This window comes from Candidatus Poriferisodalis sp., assembly GCF_965208895.1.
GTDB lineage: Bacteria > Actinomycetota > Acidimicrobiia > Acidimicrobiales > Poriferisodalaceae > Poriferisodalis.
The window spans coordinates 1,018,304-1,036,554 of the sequence record NZ_OZ242363.1; the positions used below are offsets into that span (position 1 = coordinate 1,018,304).

Sequence of the window (18,251 nt, forward strand, 5' to 3'; positions counted from 1 at the left end):
CCAGCGGCGTTTCGTGGGCCGTCCTGGAAGGCGGCGCACGAGGACCTGCGCGCGCTCTCGAGGCGACACTGCGTTCACTGCGACATACGTGCGCTGGCCTGGCGCCACACCTTCACGAAGCGCATCACCGCAGTGATCGTCGAGAGCCCGAGCAGCACCCAGAGCAAGGGGATGAGCAACACTTCGAAGGCGACAGCGACGGCGAGCACCACCGTGCGCTCGGCACGTTCCATCAGACCGCCCTTGGCCTCGAAGCCCAACAGCTCGGCCTTAGCGCGCTCGTAGGAGATCACTGCGCTGACGCCGAGCACCGCCATCGGCAGCACGGCCCACTGGGCGCCGTGCTCGCCGGCCAGATACCAGGCAATGCCGCCCAGCAGCAAGCCGTCGGTGACCCGGTCGGCCGTCGAGTCGAAGAAGGCACCCCGGCTCGACGACGTCCCCCGAGCAGCGGCCACAGGCCCGTCGAACAGGTCAGCAAGCGCCGTCACGACCAGCAGCACGGTGCCGAGGCCGAGCCTGCCGGCGCCGATGGCAACCGCACTCGCGCCAGACATGACGAGTCCAAGACCGGTGAGCACGTCCGCGCTCAGGCCGATGGCGGCGAGGCCACGCCCGATCGGCGCCGTGACGCTGTCGACACCCTTGCGGAACACGCCGTCGAACATCGTCAGCCCCCGTCGGCAGGCCCCGAGGTCGCTGGAGCGGCGTTGCTGGCGGACTCAGACTCGTGCGGCTCGTCGGCGTCGGGTGCGGGTGCCGTCTCGATCCAGGTCTCGGGGTTGTCTTCCACCCATTTCTCCAGCACGGCGCCGCCCAAGGCGTCCACCAGCACCAACCCCCTGCGTTCAGGCGGATCTTCTGCGGAGTACACGAGCACCCGCCAGGTCGGGCGGCTCAGCCAGCCGCGCCAGCCGAGCTGCGCGCTGGCGTGCCCGGCAGTGAAGCCGACGTCGGCCACTGCGGCAACCAGAGCCTCGTTCTCATTGACCCCAAATCGGCGTCCTGCGGCGAACTGGTACAAGCCGGCGAGGGCGAGCATCACGCCGCCCGTGACCACTCCGGTGTTGAGCAGGACCGCCTCGCTGTCCGCGGCGAGTGCCGCCGTGGCCGCCCAGACGCCTGCCGCAAAGAGGAGCGCGCCCGTGATCCTGCGCCGCGAGTTGTCGGGGAACTTGTACTCGCCGACGAAGCCGCGATCCAAGTCGTCGGGAAGCACGTCACGCACATCGTCGAGTTCGGCTGCCGTGGCGCCGGGCGCCTCCGCAGAATCGGCGCCGGCGGGGCGATCGGATGCCTCGGCCATCGGCGCCAACGCTACCGCCGCTCCCCCAGCCGACCGCCGGCTACAGCACGACGCCGAGCAGGGCTGCTGCGTCGCTGACCGGCGCGCCTTGTTCGACGGCTGCGTCGATGGCTGCGAGTGCGCCGGGGGTATCAAGATCGTCGTCGAGGCGCTCACGCACATGCGCCAGCGCACCGTCGCCGCGGCCCGCGGCGCGCCAGCGTTCCAGACGCCGGGCTGCGTCGGCGACCCGGCCCTCGGACCACTCCCAATCTGTCCGGTAGTGCGTGCCCAGCAACGCCAGCCGCACCGCCATGGGATCCCAGCGCTCACGCAGGTCAGCCACGAACGCCAGGTTGCCCGCCGACTTCGACATCTTGACGCCGCCGAGGCACACCATCGACGTGTGCATCCAGTGGCGCACGAACGGTCGCCGCGTCACGGCCTGCGATTGCGCCTGCGAGCACTCGTGATGGGGGAACACCAGGTCGCTGCCCCCGCCGTGCACGTCGATCGTCTCGCCGAGGTGCGCCAGTGCCAGCGCAGAGCACTCCACGTGCCATCCCGGTCGGCCCAGGCCCCACGCAGAGGACCATTCCGGCTCGCCGGGTGCCGAACGCTGCCAGAGCACGAAATCGAGCGGGTTGCGCTTGTTCGGGTCGTCGGGTCGTCCGCCATGGCTGCGCGCCAGCACCACCATCTCCGCGGCGTCGAGACCGCACAGCTCGCCGAAACTGGGCACCGTCGAGATGTCGAAGAACACGTCGTCGCCGCTGCGATATGCGTGCCCGCTGTCGAGCACTCTGCCGATCAGTCGCCGGATGTCGGATATGGCCGAGGTGGCGCGCGGCTCGGCGTCGGCAGGCAGCAGGCCGAGCGCTGCCATGTCGGCGTCGAACGCGGCCAGCGAACCTGCCGCCAGATCCAGATAGTGCACGCCCATCGCTCGCGCCCGTGCCAGCAGGTCGTCGTCCACGTCGGTGATGTTGCGCACACAGCGGGTGCGACAGCCCAGGTCGCGCAGCCTGCGCTGGAGCACGTCGTAGGCCAGGAATGTGGCCGCATGGCCGACGTGGGTCGCGTCGTAGGGCGTGATCCCGCACACGTACATGCGCACCGTGCTTGCGGGGCTCGCGGCGAGCGGCACGACAGCCCGTTGCCGCGTCTCGTACAGCCTCATCGCCCAGCGCCGCGGGCTCGGCTCATCGGGTGCTCAGTCGAGGACCGTCTCGGCATCGGGCTGAGCGGTCTCAGCGGTCACATCGGCCGTCTCATGGCCTTCAGGGCGGCTCGGACCGCCGCCCAGCACGCTGATCGGGACGTGATCCAGCCCGACGAGTCGGAGCGCGACACGGGTGCGGTAGCGGGTGTTGAGCTGCATCAGCACGGCGGTGAACGCTTCGATGGCGGTGGCATTGGACAGGTTGCCGCAGTCGAGCGCACGTGCGCCGGGCATGCGATCGACAATCTCCGCGATGTGCCAGGTGGCCTCGCGGTGGTCGCTGCAAATGAGAATGTCGCCGTGCACGGGCTCGTCGAGATTGCCGAGCTCGGTCGCCGGGACATGCTGCAGGGCAGCCGCCACCAAGGAATCGGGCAGGCTGGCCTGGACCGACGCCGCCACCGAGCCCCGCGGCGGGATGAGCGGCACGAACTCGTCGTCGACGCGGGCCAGCGCGTTGGACATGGTCGCCACCACCTTGCCGCGCAGGTGCTCGGCCACACCCCTGGCGGTGATGGCTGCCGCGTCCCAAGGCGTTGCCATCACCACCGTGGGCTCTTGCGCGGCGAGGCTGTTGGCGCCGGGATGGATGCACAGGTGGCGGTCGGGCCAGCGGTCCAAGATGTTGTCGACCACCTCCATCGAGCGGTACTTCGAACGCGAGCCCAGCGTCACCTCGCAGCCGATGTCGGCCAGCCGGGTCGCGAGTGCCGCGCCCGCCGGCCCGGTGCCGCCGATGATGCCGATGCGGGTGGGTTCGCCGCTGCTGGCGGGCTCGGCTGCTGCGACCCCGTCCGCGGTTCCGTTGGCGGTCGCGTCTGCTGGCACGGCAGCCACGGTACGGGCGGGCGCGCTCTACGGCAATGGCGGGGCGCCATGCGCGAATGCCCGAGAGGCCGAACCCGGTGATCGGTGCGTCGGCGGGATCGGATGGACATGCGCGCAAACGCCCGGGGAGCCGAACCCGTGAACGGCACGGCGGTAGCGTCCGGCGGTGGGCGGCACCGCAGGCTGCCGTGGCGATGACGAGACCGGAGGCAAGAGCGTGGCGGGCAGCGGCATCGTGGAAGGCAAGAAATTCCTCATCACCGGCGTGCTGACCGATGCGTCGCTGGCCTTCAACGTGGCCCGCCTCGCACAAGAACACGGCGCCGAGGTGGTGCTGACCGGCGCCGGACGCGGCATCCGGCTCACTGAGCGAGCCGCCCGGCGGCTGCCCGACCCGCCCGACGTGCTGCCGTGCGATGTCACCGTGCCCGACGAGATCGAGGCGGTGCGCGCCGATCTGGAACAACGGTGGGGTCGCCTCGACGGCCTGCTGCACGCCATCGGCTTCGCGCCTGCGAGCTGCTTGGGCGGCAACTTCCTGCACGCCCCCTGGGACGATGTCGCCACGGCGCTGAACATCTCCGCCTACAGCCTCGCTTCGCTGACATCGCCGATGGCGCCGCTGCTGGCCGAGGCCAAGGGCTCAGTGGTGGGGCTCACCTTCGATGCGAGCGTGGCGTGGCCCGTCTACGACTGGATGGGCGTCGCCAAGGCCGCGTTCGAATCGGCGGCTCGCTATCTGGCCAAGTCGCTGGGGCCCCAAGGCGTCCGGGTGAATCTGATCTCCGCGGGACCGATCCGCACTATGGCCGCCAAGTCGATTCCCGGCTTTGCCGAGTTCGAAGATGCTTGGACTGAGCGTGCTCCGCTGGGGTGGGACATCACCGACAGCGAGGCGGTGGCTCGCAGCACGCTTGCACTTCTGTCGGACTGGTTCTGCGGGACTACTGGTGAGATTGTGCATGTGGATGGTGGGTATCACGCTATGGGTGCTTAGCTTTTTGCGCCCGCTGGGGAGGCGGCATGAGCCTCTGCTCCCGCGATCCGGCAGCGAGAGATGCGTACCGCACCGCATTTCTCACCGACGTCATCGACGCATCTCGGTGCATCACCTCTGGAACCGGTCGCAACGTCGCAGAGTCTCCTGCCGCCTCCCCAGCTCTGGCATCTGTGCCCTTACCGGTGGCGGCATGTGTGCTGAGCGGCTGGTTAGCGCAGGCGGTGGAGTGATTCTTCTCGTCCTATGAAGGCGAGGTAGCTGCCTGCTCTTGGACCGGTGTTGGCGCCGAAGAGCACCTTGTACAGGGCTTCGAATACGAGTGCTGCGTCGGTCTTTGGGTCGATGCCCACATCGCGAGCTGATTCGAAGACGGCGTCCTGGATAGTTCGGGCTTCCCACGCGGACAGCTTGTCCAAGCGTTGTGCAAGCTGTTCGAGGAAGTCGCGTTGGCGGTCTTCCAGTGCGCTTCGCTGCTTCGCTGCCTCGGGTTGCGTCAGCATCTTGAGCTGGCCGGCTAGGTCCGGACGGCTGCGAATGAGCCCCTGCGCTGTGTTCGCCTTCACAACGAGCCAGTTGGCTTCGGCTTCGGCCATGGCTACGCCGAGTGCCTCTACGTGGGCCGTCAGGTTGACGTGGGGTTGCTGGACGAGGCTGAGTACTGAGTCGAATGGTGGGCTGAAGTTGGGCGCCGGGGCCACGTTCGCCTCTGGGATTGCGCTCGAGATCGCGTAGAGCTGACTTTCGTTGGGGCGGGGGTCTTTGGCTGCTGCGGAGCGCCAGAGGCGTTCGTATTCGACGAATGCCTTGTTGAGGCTGGGGACGTCGAGGTCGAAGTTGATGGATCGGCGTGGCTGGGTTCGCAGGACTAGGTAGCGCAGGAGGTCGGGGGGGAGCAGTTCGGTGAGCTCTGATGCGGTCATGCCGATGCCCCGCGAAGAACTCATCTTGGCTCCGCCGAGCGTGAAGAACTCGTACGGCACCGGTATGGGCACCTGGCACTGCAGGACTTGACGGGCGAGCGCGGAGGAGACTTCGTGGGATCCGCTGGCGGCCATGTGGTCTTTGCCGGCGCCTTCGATCGAGACGCCGAAGAGCTTCCACTTGGCTGCCCACTCGAGCTTCCAAGGCAGCTTGCCGTTGCCGCCGAACGGGCTGATCCGACCGCTGTGCCCGCAGCCCTCGGCCCAAGTCACCAGATCGGTTCGGCACTCGTACGCGACGGTCTTGCCGTCGTAGTCGGTGGCGTAGGTGGTGCCTATTCGGCCGCAGGCTTCGCAGATCGGCTGGAAGGGCAGCCAGTCTTCGGAACGCTCTGCGCCGCTGAGCTTGAGGTAGATCTCGCGGACTTTGGGGGCGGCTCGCAGAAAGGTGTCGATGATTCCGTCGAGCTGGCCGGACCGGTAGATGTCGCTCATTCGGTAGAAGTCGACCTCGACGCCGAGCTTGTCGAACGTCGCGGTGAATTCGGTGAAGTACGCCTCGGCCATCGACGCGCCGTCAAGGCCTGGCGGGGGCGGGGCGCTCCACAACGGCTTGCCGAGGTGCTCCATGAAGTGCTCGCCGGTTCCGTGGGGGATCTCGTCGACCGCGTCCATGTCGTCGCAGCCGTACATGAAGATGGCGTCCAAACCCCGCTCGCGGGCCGCCCGGGCCACCGCATCGTGGATCAGCACGCCCCGCAGCGAGCCGACGTGGGCACGGCCGCTGGGCGTCTTGGAATCGTTGATCACGACTTGCCCAGCGCAGCCGTCGAGAGCCTTGTCAATCCAAGTCATGACGCAGTGTGCAGCGGGCTGCTTCGGGTCTGGCGGCGAAACAGGCAGCCGTCGAGCGCTTTGTCGATCCAAGTCATGATGTGGGGCCTTCGGCCGCACGGGGCCTCGCAACGAGCGTCGAAGCCTAACCAGACGGGCCTATTCAGAACGGAGTGTGCCACTCCCGGGCCCGCCTGTCGCGGCAGTTTTCTCCTCGTCGGCGGCGTCCGGATCGCCGATCAAGCTGCGCAGCAGGTCGTCGAGCGCGACCACGCCGAGAGTGCGGCCCCCGGCGTCGGCGACGACAGCGAGGTGGATGCGCGTGCGCTGCATGCGGCGCAGTGCCTCGTCGAGCGCTACCTGAGGACCGAGTTGGAGCATCCGGCGCACGAGACCGCGACCGTGGCGCTGGCCCGCAGCGACGCGCCGGTCGGCCTCGGCCAGGTCCGCAGCGTCGCGCTGCGTCGACGCCGCCAAATCGCTGCTGTGGAGCATGCCCCGCACGTCGTCGGGACCTGCTCCGAGCACTATCAGGCGGGAGTGGCCCGTGCGGGCGAACTCCTGCTCGACCTCGGGAATCGAATCGTCCAACCGCACCGCCGCGACTTCGCCTGCTGGCGCCATGACGTCGCTCACCTGTGTCGCCCCGAAGCGCATGGCCCGCTCCAGCAGAGCCACGTCGGCGGATGCGATATGCCCCTCGGCCAACGAGTCACGCGCCATGAGCGCCAACTCGGCTGGCGTCGCCACATCGGCCAGCTCCGACGTGGGCTCGACGCGCAGGATCCGGGTCATGCCGTTGGCCACCCACTGCAGCGCCGCGGCGATCGGGCGGGCGACGTAGAGGTACGCAGCCATCGGCCGAGCCAGCACGAGCAGCGTGCGCTCGGGCCCGATGAGCGCCAGGTTTTTTGGCACCATCTCGCCGAACACCATGTGCAGCACGGTCACGATTCCCAGCCCGATGCCGAAACCGATGGTGTGCAGCACCGCATCGGGGATCTCGACGATTCCGGCCACTGCCCGCTCGATGAGCCTCGCGATGGCCGGCTCGGTGAGGCGGCCGACCGCGAGCGAGCACAGGGTGATGCCGAGCTGGGCGCCTCCGAGAGTGGTCAGCACGTCGGACTGCATGCGCTGGGCTACCAGGGCCGAGCGTTTGCCGGTCGCCGCGTGGCCGTCTACTGCGGCGCGCTTGGCGCCGATGAGGCCGAACTCGATCGCCACGAACGCGCCGTTGAACACGATCAGCACGAGACCCACCGCGATGGCCAGCGTGGTCACTGGCCGCCTCCGTCGGGCGCCCCGTTCGCATCCGCGTCACGCGTGGGGGGTGTCTCGATGCTGACGCCGACTTCGGCAATGCGCAGCCCGTCAATCTCGGTGACGGCCAGTCGCCAACCGTTCCACGAGATCAATGTGCCCGCAGCAGGGATCTCGCCGAGCTGCTCGAGCACGAATCCGGCCAGCGTCTCATAGGGGCCTTCGGGTGCGGCCAGACCGGTGGCCTCCTCCAGCTCGTCGAGCGTCGTTGTGCCCGCCAGCGTCACCGGCTGGCCGGGCCGCCGGGCGGTGAGCACGGCGGGCTCGTCGAACTCATCGGCGATGTCGCCCACGAGTTCCTCGGCGATGTCTTCGCGCGTCACGATCCCCGCAGTGCCGCCGTGCTCGTCCACCACCACGCACAAACGGCAGTCCGACGCCGCCATGTCGGCGAGGACGCCGTCGAGCTTGCGGCTCTCGGCTACCGCCACGACCGGACGCATGATCGCCTCCACTCGCGTGACGTCCCGCTCGGTTGCATCGATGCCGAACACGTCGCGCACTTCGGCAACGCCGAGCACGTCGTCGGAACTGGCGCCCAGAACCGGGAAGCGCGAGTGCCCGCTGGCGCGTGCCAGCTCGACCAGTTCGGGCAGAGTCGCCGCAGCGCCGATTGCTGACATCGCCGTGCGCGGCGTCAGTGCGTCGGCGGCGTCCTTGCGACCCAGGCGCAGCGTTCGCACCAGCAGATCGGCTTGGCCGTCGCTGAGCGTCCTGCGGCGAGACGAGCGCACCACGTACTCCAGCTCGTCGCGTGTTCGCACGATGCGCAGTTCCTCGGTGGGCTCGAGTCCGAGCCCGCGCACCGTGGCGTTGGCGATGCCGTTGAACGCCAGCGTGACCGGCGCAGCGATCGTGCCGTAGAGCCGCAGCACCGGTGCCAGCGACAGCGCGGTGCCCAGCGGGCGCGACACGGCCAGGTTCTTGGGGAGCAACTCGCCGAACACCATCTGGATGACCGCCGCCAGCGCGATCGCCACCACCGCGACCGCCCCGGCCGATGCCAACGTGGCGCCCCAGCCCCCCAGCAACCACTCGATGAGCCCGCCGATGGTGTCCTCGGCGATGATGCCGAGCACCAGCGAGGTCAGCGTGATGCCGAGTTGGGCGCCGGCGAGATGGAAATTGAGCCGCCGCAGCAGGGCTCTCACGCCGCGGGCCCGACGCTGCCCCTGGGCGGCCCGAACGTCGACTTGGGAGGTGTCGACAGCGAGCAGGCAGAACTCGCCCGCCACGTACACGCCGTTCAAGACGATGAGCGCGACGACAATCCCAAGTCCTGCAATGAGTCCCAGCGTCATGCCAGTGCCGAGCACCCCCGAGCGCCACCGTGCACGCTCTGAGAAGATGCGCGGATAGGTGAACCTTCCCGCTGTCGCACCAGTTGTTTCCCGCTCTTGTTCGCTGTCGCTCACGGGCCGCTCGGGCCACGGCTTCGCCTATCGGCTCAGCCTCTTACGGTACCGGGGTCGATCCGGTTCGCCGAACAGGGCCGCCGGTAGCCTCGCCGGGATGCGGGTAGCCCCCAGCACTGCGCCCGCGGAACCAGGCGCGCAACCCCATCCCGACGACGAATTCGACGGGGACTGGATCCGCGCTGACCGCTCGCTGAGCTGGATCCGGCGGCTGAGCCCGCTGTTGCGACGTCAGCGGGCACGCGTCGTCGTCGCGCTGATCGCGGCCATCTTGGCGACGGGTGCGGGCGCCATCGCGCCGAGAGTGGCCGGCTACGCCGTCGATGCGGCGGTGAGCGGCACCGACGGCACCGGGGGGGGCTCACTGTGGGCGTTCGTCATCGCACTGGTGGTGCTCGGCGTCGCCCGTGGCATCTTCACCTACATCTACCGCTACGGGCTCTTCGCCATGGGCCACCGGGTCGAGTTCCAGCTGCGCACGCTGCTGTTCGCTCACCTCAGCCGGCTGTCGTTCGCGTTCTACGACCGGGTGCAGACCGGTGAGATCATCTCGCGCTCCAACTCCGACATCCGCTCGGTGCAGATGTATCTGGCCTTCGCGCCGATCGTGTCGGTGCAGCTGTTGAGCTTTGTGGTGGCGATCTCGGTCATGGCATGGATCAGCCTGCCGCTGACCGCCATCACGATGCTGATCATGCCCGCCGTGTACGTGCTCGGCCAGCGGCTGCGGCACATCATGTTCCCGCTGTCATGGATCATCCAGTCGCGCAACGCCGAGGTCGCCACCGTGACCCACGAGAGCGTCAACGGCGTGCGGGTCGTGAAAGCCTTCGCGGCCGAGGCACGGCAGGTGGAGGAGATGGCCGCAGCGACGCAGCGGCTGCGCTGGGCCAACCTGATGCAGCACAACACCAGGGCGCACTACACGCCGGTCATCGAGAACCTTCCACGCCTCGCGATGGCAATGGTGCTGCTGGTGGGCGGGCACCTGATCATCGGCGGCTCGGCCTCAGTGGGCGACCTGGCCACCTTCTACCTGTACATCCTGCTCCTGCAGGCGCCGTTCCGCTTCATCGGGATGATCTTCATCTTCGGCCAACGGGCCAAGGCGTCCGCAGAACGCATCTTCGAAGTGCTCGATGAGCCGGTGCTCGTCGCCGATCGGCCCGGCGCGGTCGACCTGCCGCAGCGCCAAGGCCCCGCCGGACGGCCTTCGGGCATTCCGGTGCGCTTCGATCAGGTCCGCTTCGCCTACGGCACCGAGACGGTGGGAGGCGTCGCGGGAGCCGCAAGTGCCGAACGCGACGTGCCGCAGGTCTTCGACGGGCTGAACCTGCACATCGGCGCCGGTGAGCGAGTTGCCATCGTCGGGCGCACCGGCTGCGGCAAGTCGACGCTCGCCCGGCTGCTGATGCGCTTCTACAGCCTCAGCGACGGCACGATCTCCATTGACGGTCACGACGTGAACGTCCTCACCGGCGACAGCCTGCGCCGAGCCGTGGGTCTCGTTCCCGACGAGCCGTTCCTCTTCTCAGCCAGCATTCACGACAACATCGCCTATGCGCGCCCCCGTGCCGCCCGGTCTGACGTGATTGCCGCCGCCACCGCCGCGCAGGCCCACGACTTCATCAGCGAGCTCGACGAGGGTTACGACACGGTGGTCGGCGAGCGCGGGTACGACCTGTCGGGCGGCCAGCGCCAGCGCATCGCCATAGCGCGGGCGATCCTCGCCGATCCTGCCGTGCTGATCCTCGACGACGCCACGAGTTCCATCGACGTCGCACACGAGGCACGAATCCACGACGCGCTCACCGAGTTGCTCGCCGAGCGCACGACCATCGTCATCGCTCACCGGCTGTCCACGATCAGCCTGGCCGACCGGGTGATCCTGCTCGACGGCGGGAAAGTGGCGGCCAACGGCACTCACGCAGAGCTCATGGCCACCGAGCCGCGCTACGTCGAGGTGCTGGCTGCGGGCGGCGACACCAACGACCCCGAGCCGCTCGCCGTCGCAGGCGACGGCACGCTGCGGAGCGGCAGATCATGGTGATGGTCGGCGGCCCGGGGCACATGGGGCCGACCGCGACGCAGGCCAGCGCCGCGGCGGGGCTGCCGTTCGCCGGTGTCCCCACCGAGATGCAGGAAGGCGCCAACCGGCTGCTGGCGCACGAGCCCGAACACCCAGAGCCCCACGTCGATTTCGACCACGTGGCAGAGCGCGCCGACCCCCGGCGAGGCCGCCCGTTCGACCTTCGAGCCATGCTGGTGCCCCATAGCTGGGGCGTCTCGCTGGCGCTGCTGCTGCTCGGCGCCGAGACCGCGGCGATGCAGGCGGTGCCGGTGCTCTTCCAGCAGGGCATCGATCGCGGCATCAGGGCCGGCGACCGTTTCGCTCTCAACATGGTCGTGCTGGTGTTTGTGGGCGTTGTGGCCATCAGCATCCTGCTCAGTCGGCTGCGTCAGCGCCTGAACGGGCGCATCGCCGAACAGGTCATGTTCGACCTGCGGCTGCGCCTGTTCAGCCACTACCAGCGGCTCTCGCTCGACTGGTACACGACGTCGAAATCCGGGGTGCTGCTCAGCCGCATGACCTCCGACATGGAGTACGTCGGGCTGCTCATCAACGAAGGTTTCGTCAACCTGCTCATCCAGGTGCTCACGGTGGCCGTCGTGACCGTCGTGCTGTTCCTCTACAGCCCGCTCCTGGCGATGATCCTGCTCGGGTGCATCATCCCGCCGCTGGTGGCACTGACGCTGTGGTTCCGAGTCCGCAGCGAGACCGGTTACGGCGAGATTCGCGACCGCATCGCCGACGTATTGGCCGACCTGTCGGAGAACCTGGCGGGAATCCGGGTGATTGCGGCCACGGGTCGTCGCCTGGAGAACGCCGTGCGGCACCGCAAAGTGACCGCTCGCTTCCGCGACGCCAACCTGTCGATGTCAAGGGTCCAGGCCATCTACGGGCCCAGCACCGAGGCCATCGGCATTGCAGCCCAGGGGCTGGTGCTGGCGATCGGCGGGGCGATGGTGCAGCGGGGCGGTCTCACCATCGGGGAGCTGGGCGCATTCGTGCTGTACGTCACGACGTTCTTTGCCCCGATCCAGCAGCTCGCGCAGCTCTACAGCACCTACCAGCAAGGTCAATCGGGTCTGCGCAAGATCAGCGGGGTGCTGGCCACCCAGCCGACCGTGCGCCAGGACCCCGACGCAGCCGACCTGCCGCCGGTCAGCGGTCACATCCGGCTCGAGAACGTGTCATTCGCTTACGACGACGATGCTGCGTCGGGCGACAGCGACGGCGACGGGGGCACCGGCGAGGGACCCCACGGTGCGGGCGCCGACGGCGCGGCGAGACAGCCCGCTGGACCGTTCGCTGCGTCATTCGACCCGATGGGCTTGCCGGCGCTGGGCAACGGCGCCGGAGCGGAGCACGGCGGCGACGGCCGAGACGTCGACAGCGGCGAACCCGTCGAACCCGAACTGCCCGAGGTGCTGAGCGACGTCAGTTTGGACATCCGCCCAGGAGAGACCTTCGCCCTGGTGGGGCCGACGGGGGCGGGCAAGAGCACGATCGCGAAGCTGATCATCCGCTTCTACGACCCGACGCAGGGCCGGATCACGATCGACGACTGGGACCTGCGCGACGTGACGCTGTCGTCGCTGCGCGAGCAGCTCGGCGTGGTGCCCCAGGAGCCATTCCTGTTCCACGGCACCATCCGCGACAACATCGCCTTCGGCTTGCGCCGCAGGGGCCGAGACGACGACGCCCAGCTCGACGCCGACATCGACGCCGCGCTCGACCTGGTCGGACTGCGCCGGCTCATCGAGAGCCTGCCCGCGGGGGCCGACACGCCGGTGCACGAACGGGGCGTGTCGCTGTCGGCAGGCGAGCGGCAGCTTCTGGCGCTGGCGCGGGCGTTCGTGGCCCGGCCCCGGGTGATCGTGCTCGACGAGGCAACCTCCAGCGTCGACCTCAGCACTGAGGCCGAGATCGAAGGCGCACTCGACCTGCTGCTCGAGGGCCGAACGGCGGTGCTGATCGCCCACCGGCTGGCGACGGCCATGCGGGCAGACCGGATCGCGGTCATCGACGAGGGCGGCGTGATGGAGCTGGGCACCCACGACGAGCTGGTGGCGCTGGGCGGCCGGTACGCCGAGATGTACGCCACGTGGGTGTCGCACGCCGGCGAGGGCCGCCCCAACGAGAAGTGAGCACTCGTGAGTGACGCCCGGCATCAGCCCACTGTCCAGCCGACCGCCTCGCTGCGGAATGTGTCGGTCGTCTACGACGGCACGACCGTGCTGGGGCCGCTCGACTGGGACATCGCCCCGCACGAGCGGTGGATCGTGCTGGGGCCCAACGGCTCGGGCAAGACGAGCCTCATCAAGATCCTGTCGCTGTACCGCTTCCCCACCACCGGCACCGTCGACGTGCTGGGCGAGCGCTGGGGCTCGGTCGACGTGCGGGAGCACCGTCGGCGCATCGGGCTGGCCAGCTCGTCGCTGCGAGACCAATTCCGGGCAGACATCAGCGCCCTCGACATCGTGATGACGGCGCGCTACGCGGCGCTGGAGACCTGGTGGCACACCTACACCGAGGCAGACCGGGCGACTGCGCTCGCCTGCTTGAAGCGCGTCGGAGCATCCCGGCTCGCTGATCGGGCGTTCGCCACCCTGTCGTCAGGCGAGCAGCAGCGGGTGCAGCTCGCCCGCACGCTCATGGGTCGCCCCGAGCTCTTGCTGCTCGACGAGCCGACCGCCGGTCTGGACCTAGCGGGCCGCGAACAGCTCGTGGCCAGCTTGGAATCGCTGGCCGCAGACCCCCAGACGCCGGCCACCGTGCTGGTGACCCATCACACCGACGAGATCCCCCCGTCGTTCACACATGGACTGCTCCTGCGGGACGGCGCGCCGCTCGTGTGCGGAGCCCTGGGCGAGGTGCTCACCGCCGAGACGCTGTCGGAGTGCTTCTCGCACAAGCTGCGCCTTGAACGGCGTGACGGCCGCTGGCTGTCCTGGGCGGTGACATAGCGCCGCTGTTGCGTGCGGGCAGGTCAGCCCCGCGCACGCTCGCTTCTGCGTGCAGAGATGCCGTCACGGGCGGCATCGCTGCAAAGGGAACGGCGGGGACCGATTCTGTGTGCAGAATTGCCGTGACGAGCAGCATTTCTGCACACAGATCGGTGAGACTGGCGACATGGGCGAGCAGGCTGACACGAACACCACCGGCGAAGCTGCGAGCGCAGCGGCGGGCATCGAAACGCGGATCACCGGCTATTTCGACGCATGCACCTCCGGCGATGCCGCGGCCGTAGCCGCCCATTTCACCGATGACGCCGTGGTGTACGACACCAACCACGCACCCGTGCGGGGGGCAGCGACGATCGGTCGCTTCTGGTCGCGCATTGCCTCCAAGTGGCAGGGCGCATCGTGGCACTGTGAGCGGCTGGTCACCGACGGCGACACTGCGGCGATCGAGTGGAGGATGTCCGGCACGATGTCTGCACCTCGGAGCGACTCCAGCGACCCCGCGACGCGCAGCGACGCCGACGGCCCGGAGGCGCACAGCGGCGGCGTGCCGTTCGCGGTGCGCGGCAGCGAGCACTACGACTTCGGCCCGCACGTCGAGGGGGGCGATCGGCTGATTGCCGAGATCCGCCAGTACTGGACGTTCGATCTCGAGCACCTCTCCAGCGAATTGGTCGACTATCCCTACGGCGAGCCCGGCCGGCTCGGCGGCTGAGGCCCCGTGGACGACCTGTCGCCCCATGACGAGACCAGCGTCGATGCACGCAGCGACCTGCATCTGATCTATCCCGATCCTCAACTCGCGCAGCGCAGCGCGGCGGCGGGGGCGTTGCGGCGGCTAGCGCATGCCTTCGTGAGGCATCGCACCGATGCCGACACGCTGGCGGAGATCGCCGCGTGGGCCGACGCCACCGCCGGGCGGCTCGAAGCCGGCTCAGCAGCAGTGCCGCGCCCGGCCGATTACTTCGCCCGCCGCTACGCCGATCCGAGACCGCCCGACGGCGCTGAGGTCATGGCGTTCAGCGACCGAGCATTCAGCGGCCCCGCCAATCCGACCGCCATGGACATGGACATGCGCCGCCACGGCGAAGGCGTCCGTGCCACGGTGACCTTCGGTGCTGCCTTCGAGAGCGCCCCGGGCCGGGTCCATGGCGGCGCAGTGTGTGCCGTAGCCGACGACGTGCTCGGCTACCTCATGGTCTGCTTGGGAATCGCCGCCTACACCGCCCGCCTAGAGATCGACTACCGAGGCGGCGTACCAATCGACCAACCCGTAACCTATATCGCGCACGAGACCAGCCGCGAAGGCCGCAAGTCACAAGTCGAACTCACCGTGCACACTGCGGGCGCGCCGCCCGACGCTCCCCCACTCATCGAGGCAGCGGGCCTGTTCGTAATAGTCACCGCCGATCAGCTCGCCGACAACACCTGAAGCGGCCGCAGCATTTCGTACGGGCTGACCGTCTCCGCCACCCTGACCTGCTGGGGTCACCGCCCCCTCGGCTTCGTCCCGAGCTGAAACGCCGCTTCGGACCCACAGGCGGCCCCAAGCGCCAGCCGGGCCGCGTGTGTGCGCACGCCGCCGCGCAAGCTCGACGCGTCGAACCGCGACCGCGGTGCTCGTGGCTTGTAGTCTCCGCGTCTACGCCGCTGCGGGGCTGCGTTTGTTCCATCGAGGAGTGACGTGATGATGTTCGACGACGCGACGACCCCCCCCCCCCCAGGATCGACAGCCGGCGGAGCGGCTTGGCGGTGCCGGTGGTGACAGACACGGTCTGACCGGCGGACGTCGGCGTCCCCTCAGGCGTGCCGTCGCGGCGGCAGCGGTGCTGGCGGCAGTGTCGGGGCTGCTAGCGGGTGTGGGTGCTGCGGGAGCGCAGACCGCCGCAGGCGTGGTGATCGCCGTGACGCCGAGTTCGTTGACTGAGGGCGGCACGGCGGTGTTCACGGTCGCCTGGTCGGATCCTGCGGGGCCGTCGGCCGATGTGCAGCTTCGGGTGTGCCTGTGGGGCGGCACGGCGATCCAGTTCGGCTACTCAGGCGGATGGGACTTCAAGGCATACAAGCAGAGCACCACCGATTCGACTGACAAAGTGCTGACCACGCAGCGCTGCGACAACCGCACCACGATCACCGCGGGGTCGGCGAACGCCCTGCACCAGTTCAATATCGAGACTCGCGACGACGACGTGCACGACGGCGACCGGACGGTGATCGGTTCGGTGGAGGTGCTCAGCGGCGGTCACGCAGTGCGGGTCGGGCGGGCGCCCTTGACGATCGTGGAGAACGACCCGCAGATCACCACTATCGGAGTGAGCACTCCAGAGGTTCTGCTGCGCGAGGGCCAAGACTCCGACCTCGCCGGCGGGGAAGGCGTACTGATCCTCGGCACAGTGCCCGGCGGGCTGTCCAACGGCGCGAGTGTGCGGATTTCGGCACCCGGCCTCGAGCTGTCCACGGGTGGGTTGCTGTCGCTTATCGGCTACGTCGCGACCGTCAATCTGAACTACGACCTCTTCACACCCGACATCTCGGAGCACCTGCGTACGGTCCTGTTCAGAGTTCCTGATGACGAACTGCGCAAGGGCGACCGGGTGGTGGACCTGCGCATCACGGTGAACGGGATGCCGAACACCAGGGTGGCACCAGTGCGCTTGCGGATCCTCGATGACGAGGTGGGCCACCCGGAGTTCACCGGGTCGGTGTCGGGGTGCACGGGCCCAAATCAGTTCAACGCACCGTGCCTGCGGGTGCCAGAGGGCGGGTCGGCTACCTATTCGGTGAAGCTGACCGCCCCCCCAGCGGCTGGGGTGACCCAGACAGTGACGCCTTCGTTTGACACCTCGGCGATCTATGAGCTGCTGTACACGCCGGAATGGCAGCGGGCACAGGTGACGTTCGACCCGCCGATGCTGTCGTGGACCGCGGCGGACTGGCAGACCACCAAGTCGTTCACGGTACGCGCCGCGCACGACGACGACATGTTCTGGGAGACGTTCGTGGTCAAGCACACGTTCGGCGGGACGTGGCGATCAACGTTGGTGAACGACGCCCCCGAGCGGCTCGGGATCGTCGGCCACGTCGCCGACGACGACACGTTTGCCAACACGCAGGTGATCTTCGAGGACGCCGACGGCAACCCGCTCGGCGCCGACAACCCGCTGCTGCTCGGGACACGGCGCTGGCAGCCCGGCGACTCCGACGTGTTCTACACGGTGCGGCTCAGCCACCGCCCCTCGAGCAGCGTCGGCCTCAAGGTGAGCACCATCACCGAGAAATGGAACAAGGGAGCCCAGCCGTTCGCGATGTGGGACGCGCCGTTCCCCGCCGACAGCCTGTTCAGGCGGAACTACAACGCCGAGTCGCACCGGTCGCGGACCTATTCGTTCAACGGCTCCAACTGGAACACCCCACGACGGGTGTACGTGCGCATGTACCGCGACACCGACAACACCGACGGACGGCTGCTGCACTACCTCGACAAACGACACCTCACCGAGCTGCCCGTCGAGCATCTCACCACCCTCAACACCCAACCGGCCGACGACGAACAGCAGCAGCAGCAGCCCCAGCAGGACGCACAACAGCAGCAGCAGCCAGGCGGCGGCACCCAGCAGCAGCAGGATGCGCAGCAGCAGGACGTGCCTCAACAGCAACCACAAGACGTCGGCACCCAACAGCAACAACCCCAGCAGGACGCACAGCAACAGCAGCAGCCAGGCGGCGGCACCCAGCAGCAGCAGCAGGATGCACAGCAGCAGGATGCACAGCAGCAGGACGCACAGCAGCAGCAGCAGGATGCACAGCAGCAGGACGCACAGCAGCAGGATGCACAGCAGCAGGATGCACAGCAGCAGGATGCACAGCAGCAGGACGGGCAGCAGCAGGACGTGCCTCAACAGCAACCACAAGACGTCGGCACCCAACAGCAACAACCCCAGCAGGACGCACAACAGCAGCAGCAGCCAGGCGGCGGCACCCAGCAGGCGCCTCAGGGAGCCCAGCAACAAGGCGGCACCCAGCAGGTGCCTCAGGGAACTCAGCAACAGGGCGGCACCCAACCGCAGGCGCCGGCCCCTGACCCGCAGCTGATCACCGATGTCCGCAGCTACGTCGCCGAGACCCACCTCGGCGCCGAGCACGTCACGCGCTGGAAGCGGGCGCTGGAAGCGCTGGGCGCCAATGACTATCCGGGCATCGAGCCGATCACCGTCGCAGAAGCCCGGTCATACGTCGACATGGGCTGGCCCCGCTGGTTCCCGGTCCTCGTAGAACTCATGAGGCTCCAAGAGGCCGGCTGACCCGGGTCCCGGCCAGCCCACTCATCAGCACGAACGACGCATCTCAAAGCCCAGATCACTCGGTCCACGAAGCGAACCGGCTCATCCCGGCACCC

15 protein-coding genes are annotated in these 18,251 nt (G+C 68.5%); 8 read left to right on the forward strand and 7 right to left on the reverse strand.

Annotated elements, in window-relative coordinates:
• Positions 1–74 precede the first annotated feature (74 nt).
• From ACOGJB_RS04620 to npdG, 4 genes are all read right to left on the reverse strand, one after another.
• A complete protein-coding gene (locus tag ACOGJB_RS04620; protein WP_419839641.1) occupies positions 75–668 on the reverse strand; it encodes a CDP-alcohol phosphatidyltransferase family protein in 594 nt (197 codons plus the stop codon).
• A 2-nt stretch (positions 669–670) separates the two neighbouring features.
• On the reverse strand, positions 671–1,306 hold the full coding sequence (locus tag ACOGJB_RS04625; RefSeq protein ID WP_419839642.1) for a hypothetical protein: 636 nt from the start codon (positions 1,304–1,306) through the stop codon (positions 671–673).
• Between the two features lie 40 nt (positions 1,307–1,346).
• Positions 1,347–2,432 carry a cysteine--tRNA ligase gene (locus tag ACOGJB_RS04630; protein ID WP_419839643.1) on the reverse strand — a complete coding sequence of 362 codons (1,086 nt, stop codon included), beginning with the start codon at positions 2,430–2,432 and terminating at the stop codon, positions 1,347–1,349.
• A gap of 66 nt (positions 2,433–2,498) precedes the next feature.
• A complete protein-coding gene (gene npdG, locus ACOGJB_RS04635) occupies positions 2,499–3,335 on the reverse strand; it encodes an NADPH-dependent F420 reductase (protein ID WP_419839644.1) in 837 nt (278 codons plus the stop codon).
• A gap of 217 nt (positions 3,336–3,552) precedes the next feature.
• Between npdG and fabI the strand changes: the two genes are divergently transcribed.
• A complete protein-coding gene (fabI, locus tag ACOGJB_RS04640) occupies positions 3,553–4,332 on the forward strand; it encodes an enoyl-ACP reductase FabI (RefSeq protein WP_419840683.1) in 780 nt (259 codons plus the stop codon).
• A gap of 26 nt (positions 4,333–4,358) precedes the next feature.
• Positions 4,359–4,565, forward strand: coding sequence for a hypothetical protein (locus ACOGJB_RS04645; RefSeq protein ID WP_419839645.1), 207 nt, complete (start codon positions 4,359–4,361; stop codon positions 4,563–4,565).
• On the opposite strand, the gene lysS is transcribed toward ACOGJB_RS04645, so the two are convergent.
• From lysS to ACOGJB_RS04660, 3 genes are all read right to left on the reverse strand, one after another.
• Positions 4,545–6,110 (reverse strand): lysine--tRNA ligase, encoded by a 1,566-nt coding sequence (lysS, locus tag ACOGJB_RS04650; protein WP_419839646.1) that lies wholly within the window; start codon positions 6,108–6,110, stop codon positions 4,545–4,547. The two genes, ACOGJB_RS04645 and lysS, sit on opposite strands and share 21 nt — an antisense overlap.
• 138 nt (positions 6,111–6,248) lie before the next feature.
• Entirely contained in the window at positions 6,249–7,373 is a 1,125-nt protein-coding gene (locus ACOGJB_RS04655; protein ID WP_419839647.1) for a hemolysin family protein, read from the reverse strand.
• On the reverse strand, positions 7,370–8,827 hold the full coding sequence (locus ACOGJB_RS04660) for a hemolysin family protein (RefSeq protein WP_419839648.1): 1,458 nt from the start codon (positions 8,825–8,827) through the stop codon (positions 7,370–7,372). The genes ACOGJB_RS04655 and ACOGJB_RS04660 overlap by 4 nt, the downstream gene beginning before the upstream one ends.
• Before the next feature lie 97 nt (positions 8,828–8,924).
• Between ACOGJB_RS04660 and ACOGJB_RS04665 the strand changes: the two genes are divergently transcribed.
• The 6 genes from ACOGJB_RS04665 (at position 8,925) to ACOGJB_RS04690 (ending at position 18,156) form a co-directional block, all read left to right on the forward strand.
• Positions 8,925–10,877, forward strand: coding sequence for an ABC transporter ATP-binding protein (locus tag ACOGJB_RS04665; protein WP_419839649.1), 1,953 nt, complete (start codon positions 8,925–8,927; stop codon positions 10,875–10,877).
• A complete protein-coding gene (locus ACOGJB_RS04670; RefSeq protein WP_419839650.1) occupies positions 10,871–13,039 on the forward strand; it encodes an ABC transporter ATP-binding protein in 2,169 nt (722 codons plus the stop codon). Before ACOGJB_RS04665 ends, ACOGJB_RS04670 begins: the two co-directional genes overlap by 7 nt.
• Positions 13,040–13,045: 6 nt before the next feature.
• On the forward strand, positions 13,046–13,858 hold the full coding sequence (locus ACOGJB_RS04675; RefSeq protein ID WP_419839651.1) for an ABC transporter ATP-binding protein: 813 nt from the start codon (positions 13,046–13,048) through the stop codon (positions 13,856–13,858).
• 166 nt (positions 13,859–14,024) lie between these two features.
• Entirely contained in the window at positions 14,025–14,570 is a 546-nt protein-coding gene (locus ACOGJB_RS04680; protein ID WP_419839652.1) for a nuclear transport factor 2 family protein, read from the forward strand.
• Positions 14,571–14,576: 6 nt separating this feature from the next.
• Positions 14,577–15,287 carry a PaaI family thioesterase gene (locus tag ACOGJB_RS04685; RefSeq protein ID WP_419839653.1) on the forward strand — a complete coding sequence of 237 codons (711 nt, stop codon included), beginning with the start codon at positions 14,577–14,579 and terminating at the stop codon, positions 15,285–15,287.
• 394 nt (positions 15,288–15,681) lie between these two features.
• Positions 15,682–18,156, forward strand: a complete 2,475-nt coding sequence (locus ACOGJB_RS04690) for a hypothetical protein (protein ID WP_419839654.1) — start codon at positions 15,682–15,684, stop codon at positions 18,154–18,156.
• The last annotated feature ends 95 nt before the right edge of the window (positions 18,157–18,251 follow it).

What these genes read in the sequence shown, in the direction of transcription:
- ACOGJB_RS04620 (WP_419839641.1), bottom strand. Translation starts at nt 668, where the DNA reads ATGTTCGACGGCGTGTTCCGCAAGGGTGTCGACAGCGTCACGGCGCCG.
- ACOGJB_RS04670 (WP_419839650.1), top strand. Translation starts at nt 10,871, where the DNA reads ATGGTGATGGTCGGCGGCCCGGGGCACATGGGGCCGACCGCGACGCAG.
- ACOGJB_RS04680 (WP_419839652.1), top strand. Translation starts at nt 14,025, where the DNA reads ATGGGCGAGCAGGCTGACACGAACACCACCGGCGAAGCTGCGAGCGCA.
- ACOGJB_RS04665 (WP_419839649.1), top strand. Translation starts at nt 8,925, where the DNA reads ATGCGGGTAGCCCCCAGCACTGCGCCCGCGGAACCAGGCGCGCAACCC.
- ACOGJB_RS04625 (WP_419839642.1), bottom strand. Translation starts at nt 1,306, where the DNA reads ATGGCCGAGGCATCCGATCGCCCCGCCGGCGCCGATTCTGCGGAGGCG.
- ACOGJB_RS04645 (WP_419839645.1), top strand. Translation starts at nt 4,359, where the DNA reads ATGAGCCTCTGCTCCCGCGATCCGGCAGCGAGAGATGCGTACCGCACC.
- lysS (WP_419839646.1), bottom strand. Translation starts at nt 6,110, where the DNA reads ATGACTTGGATTGACAAGGCTCTCGACGGCTGCGCTGGGCAAGTCGTG.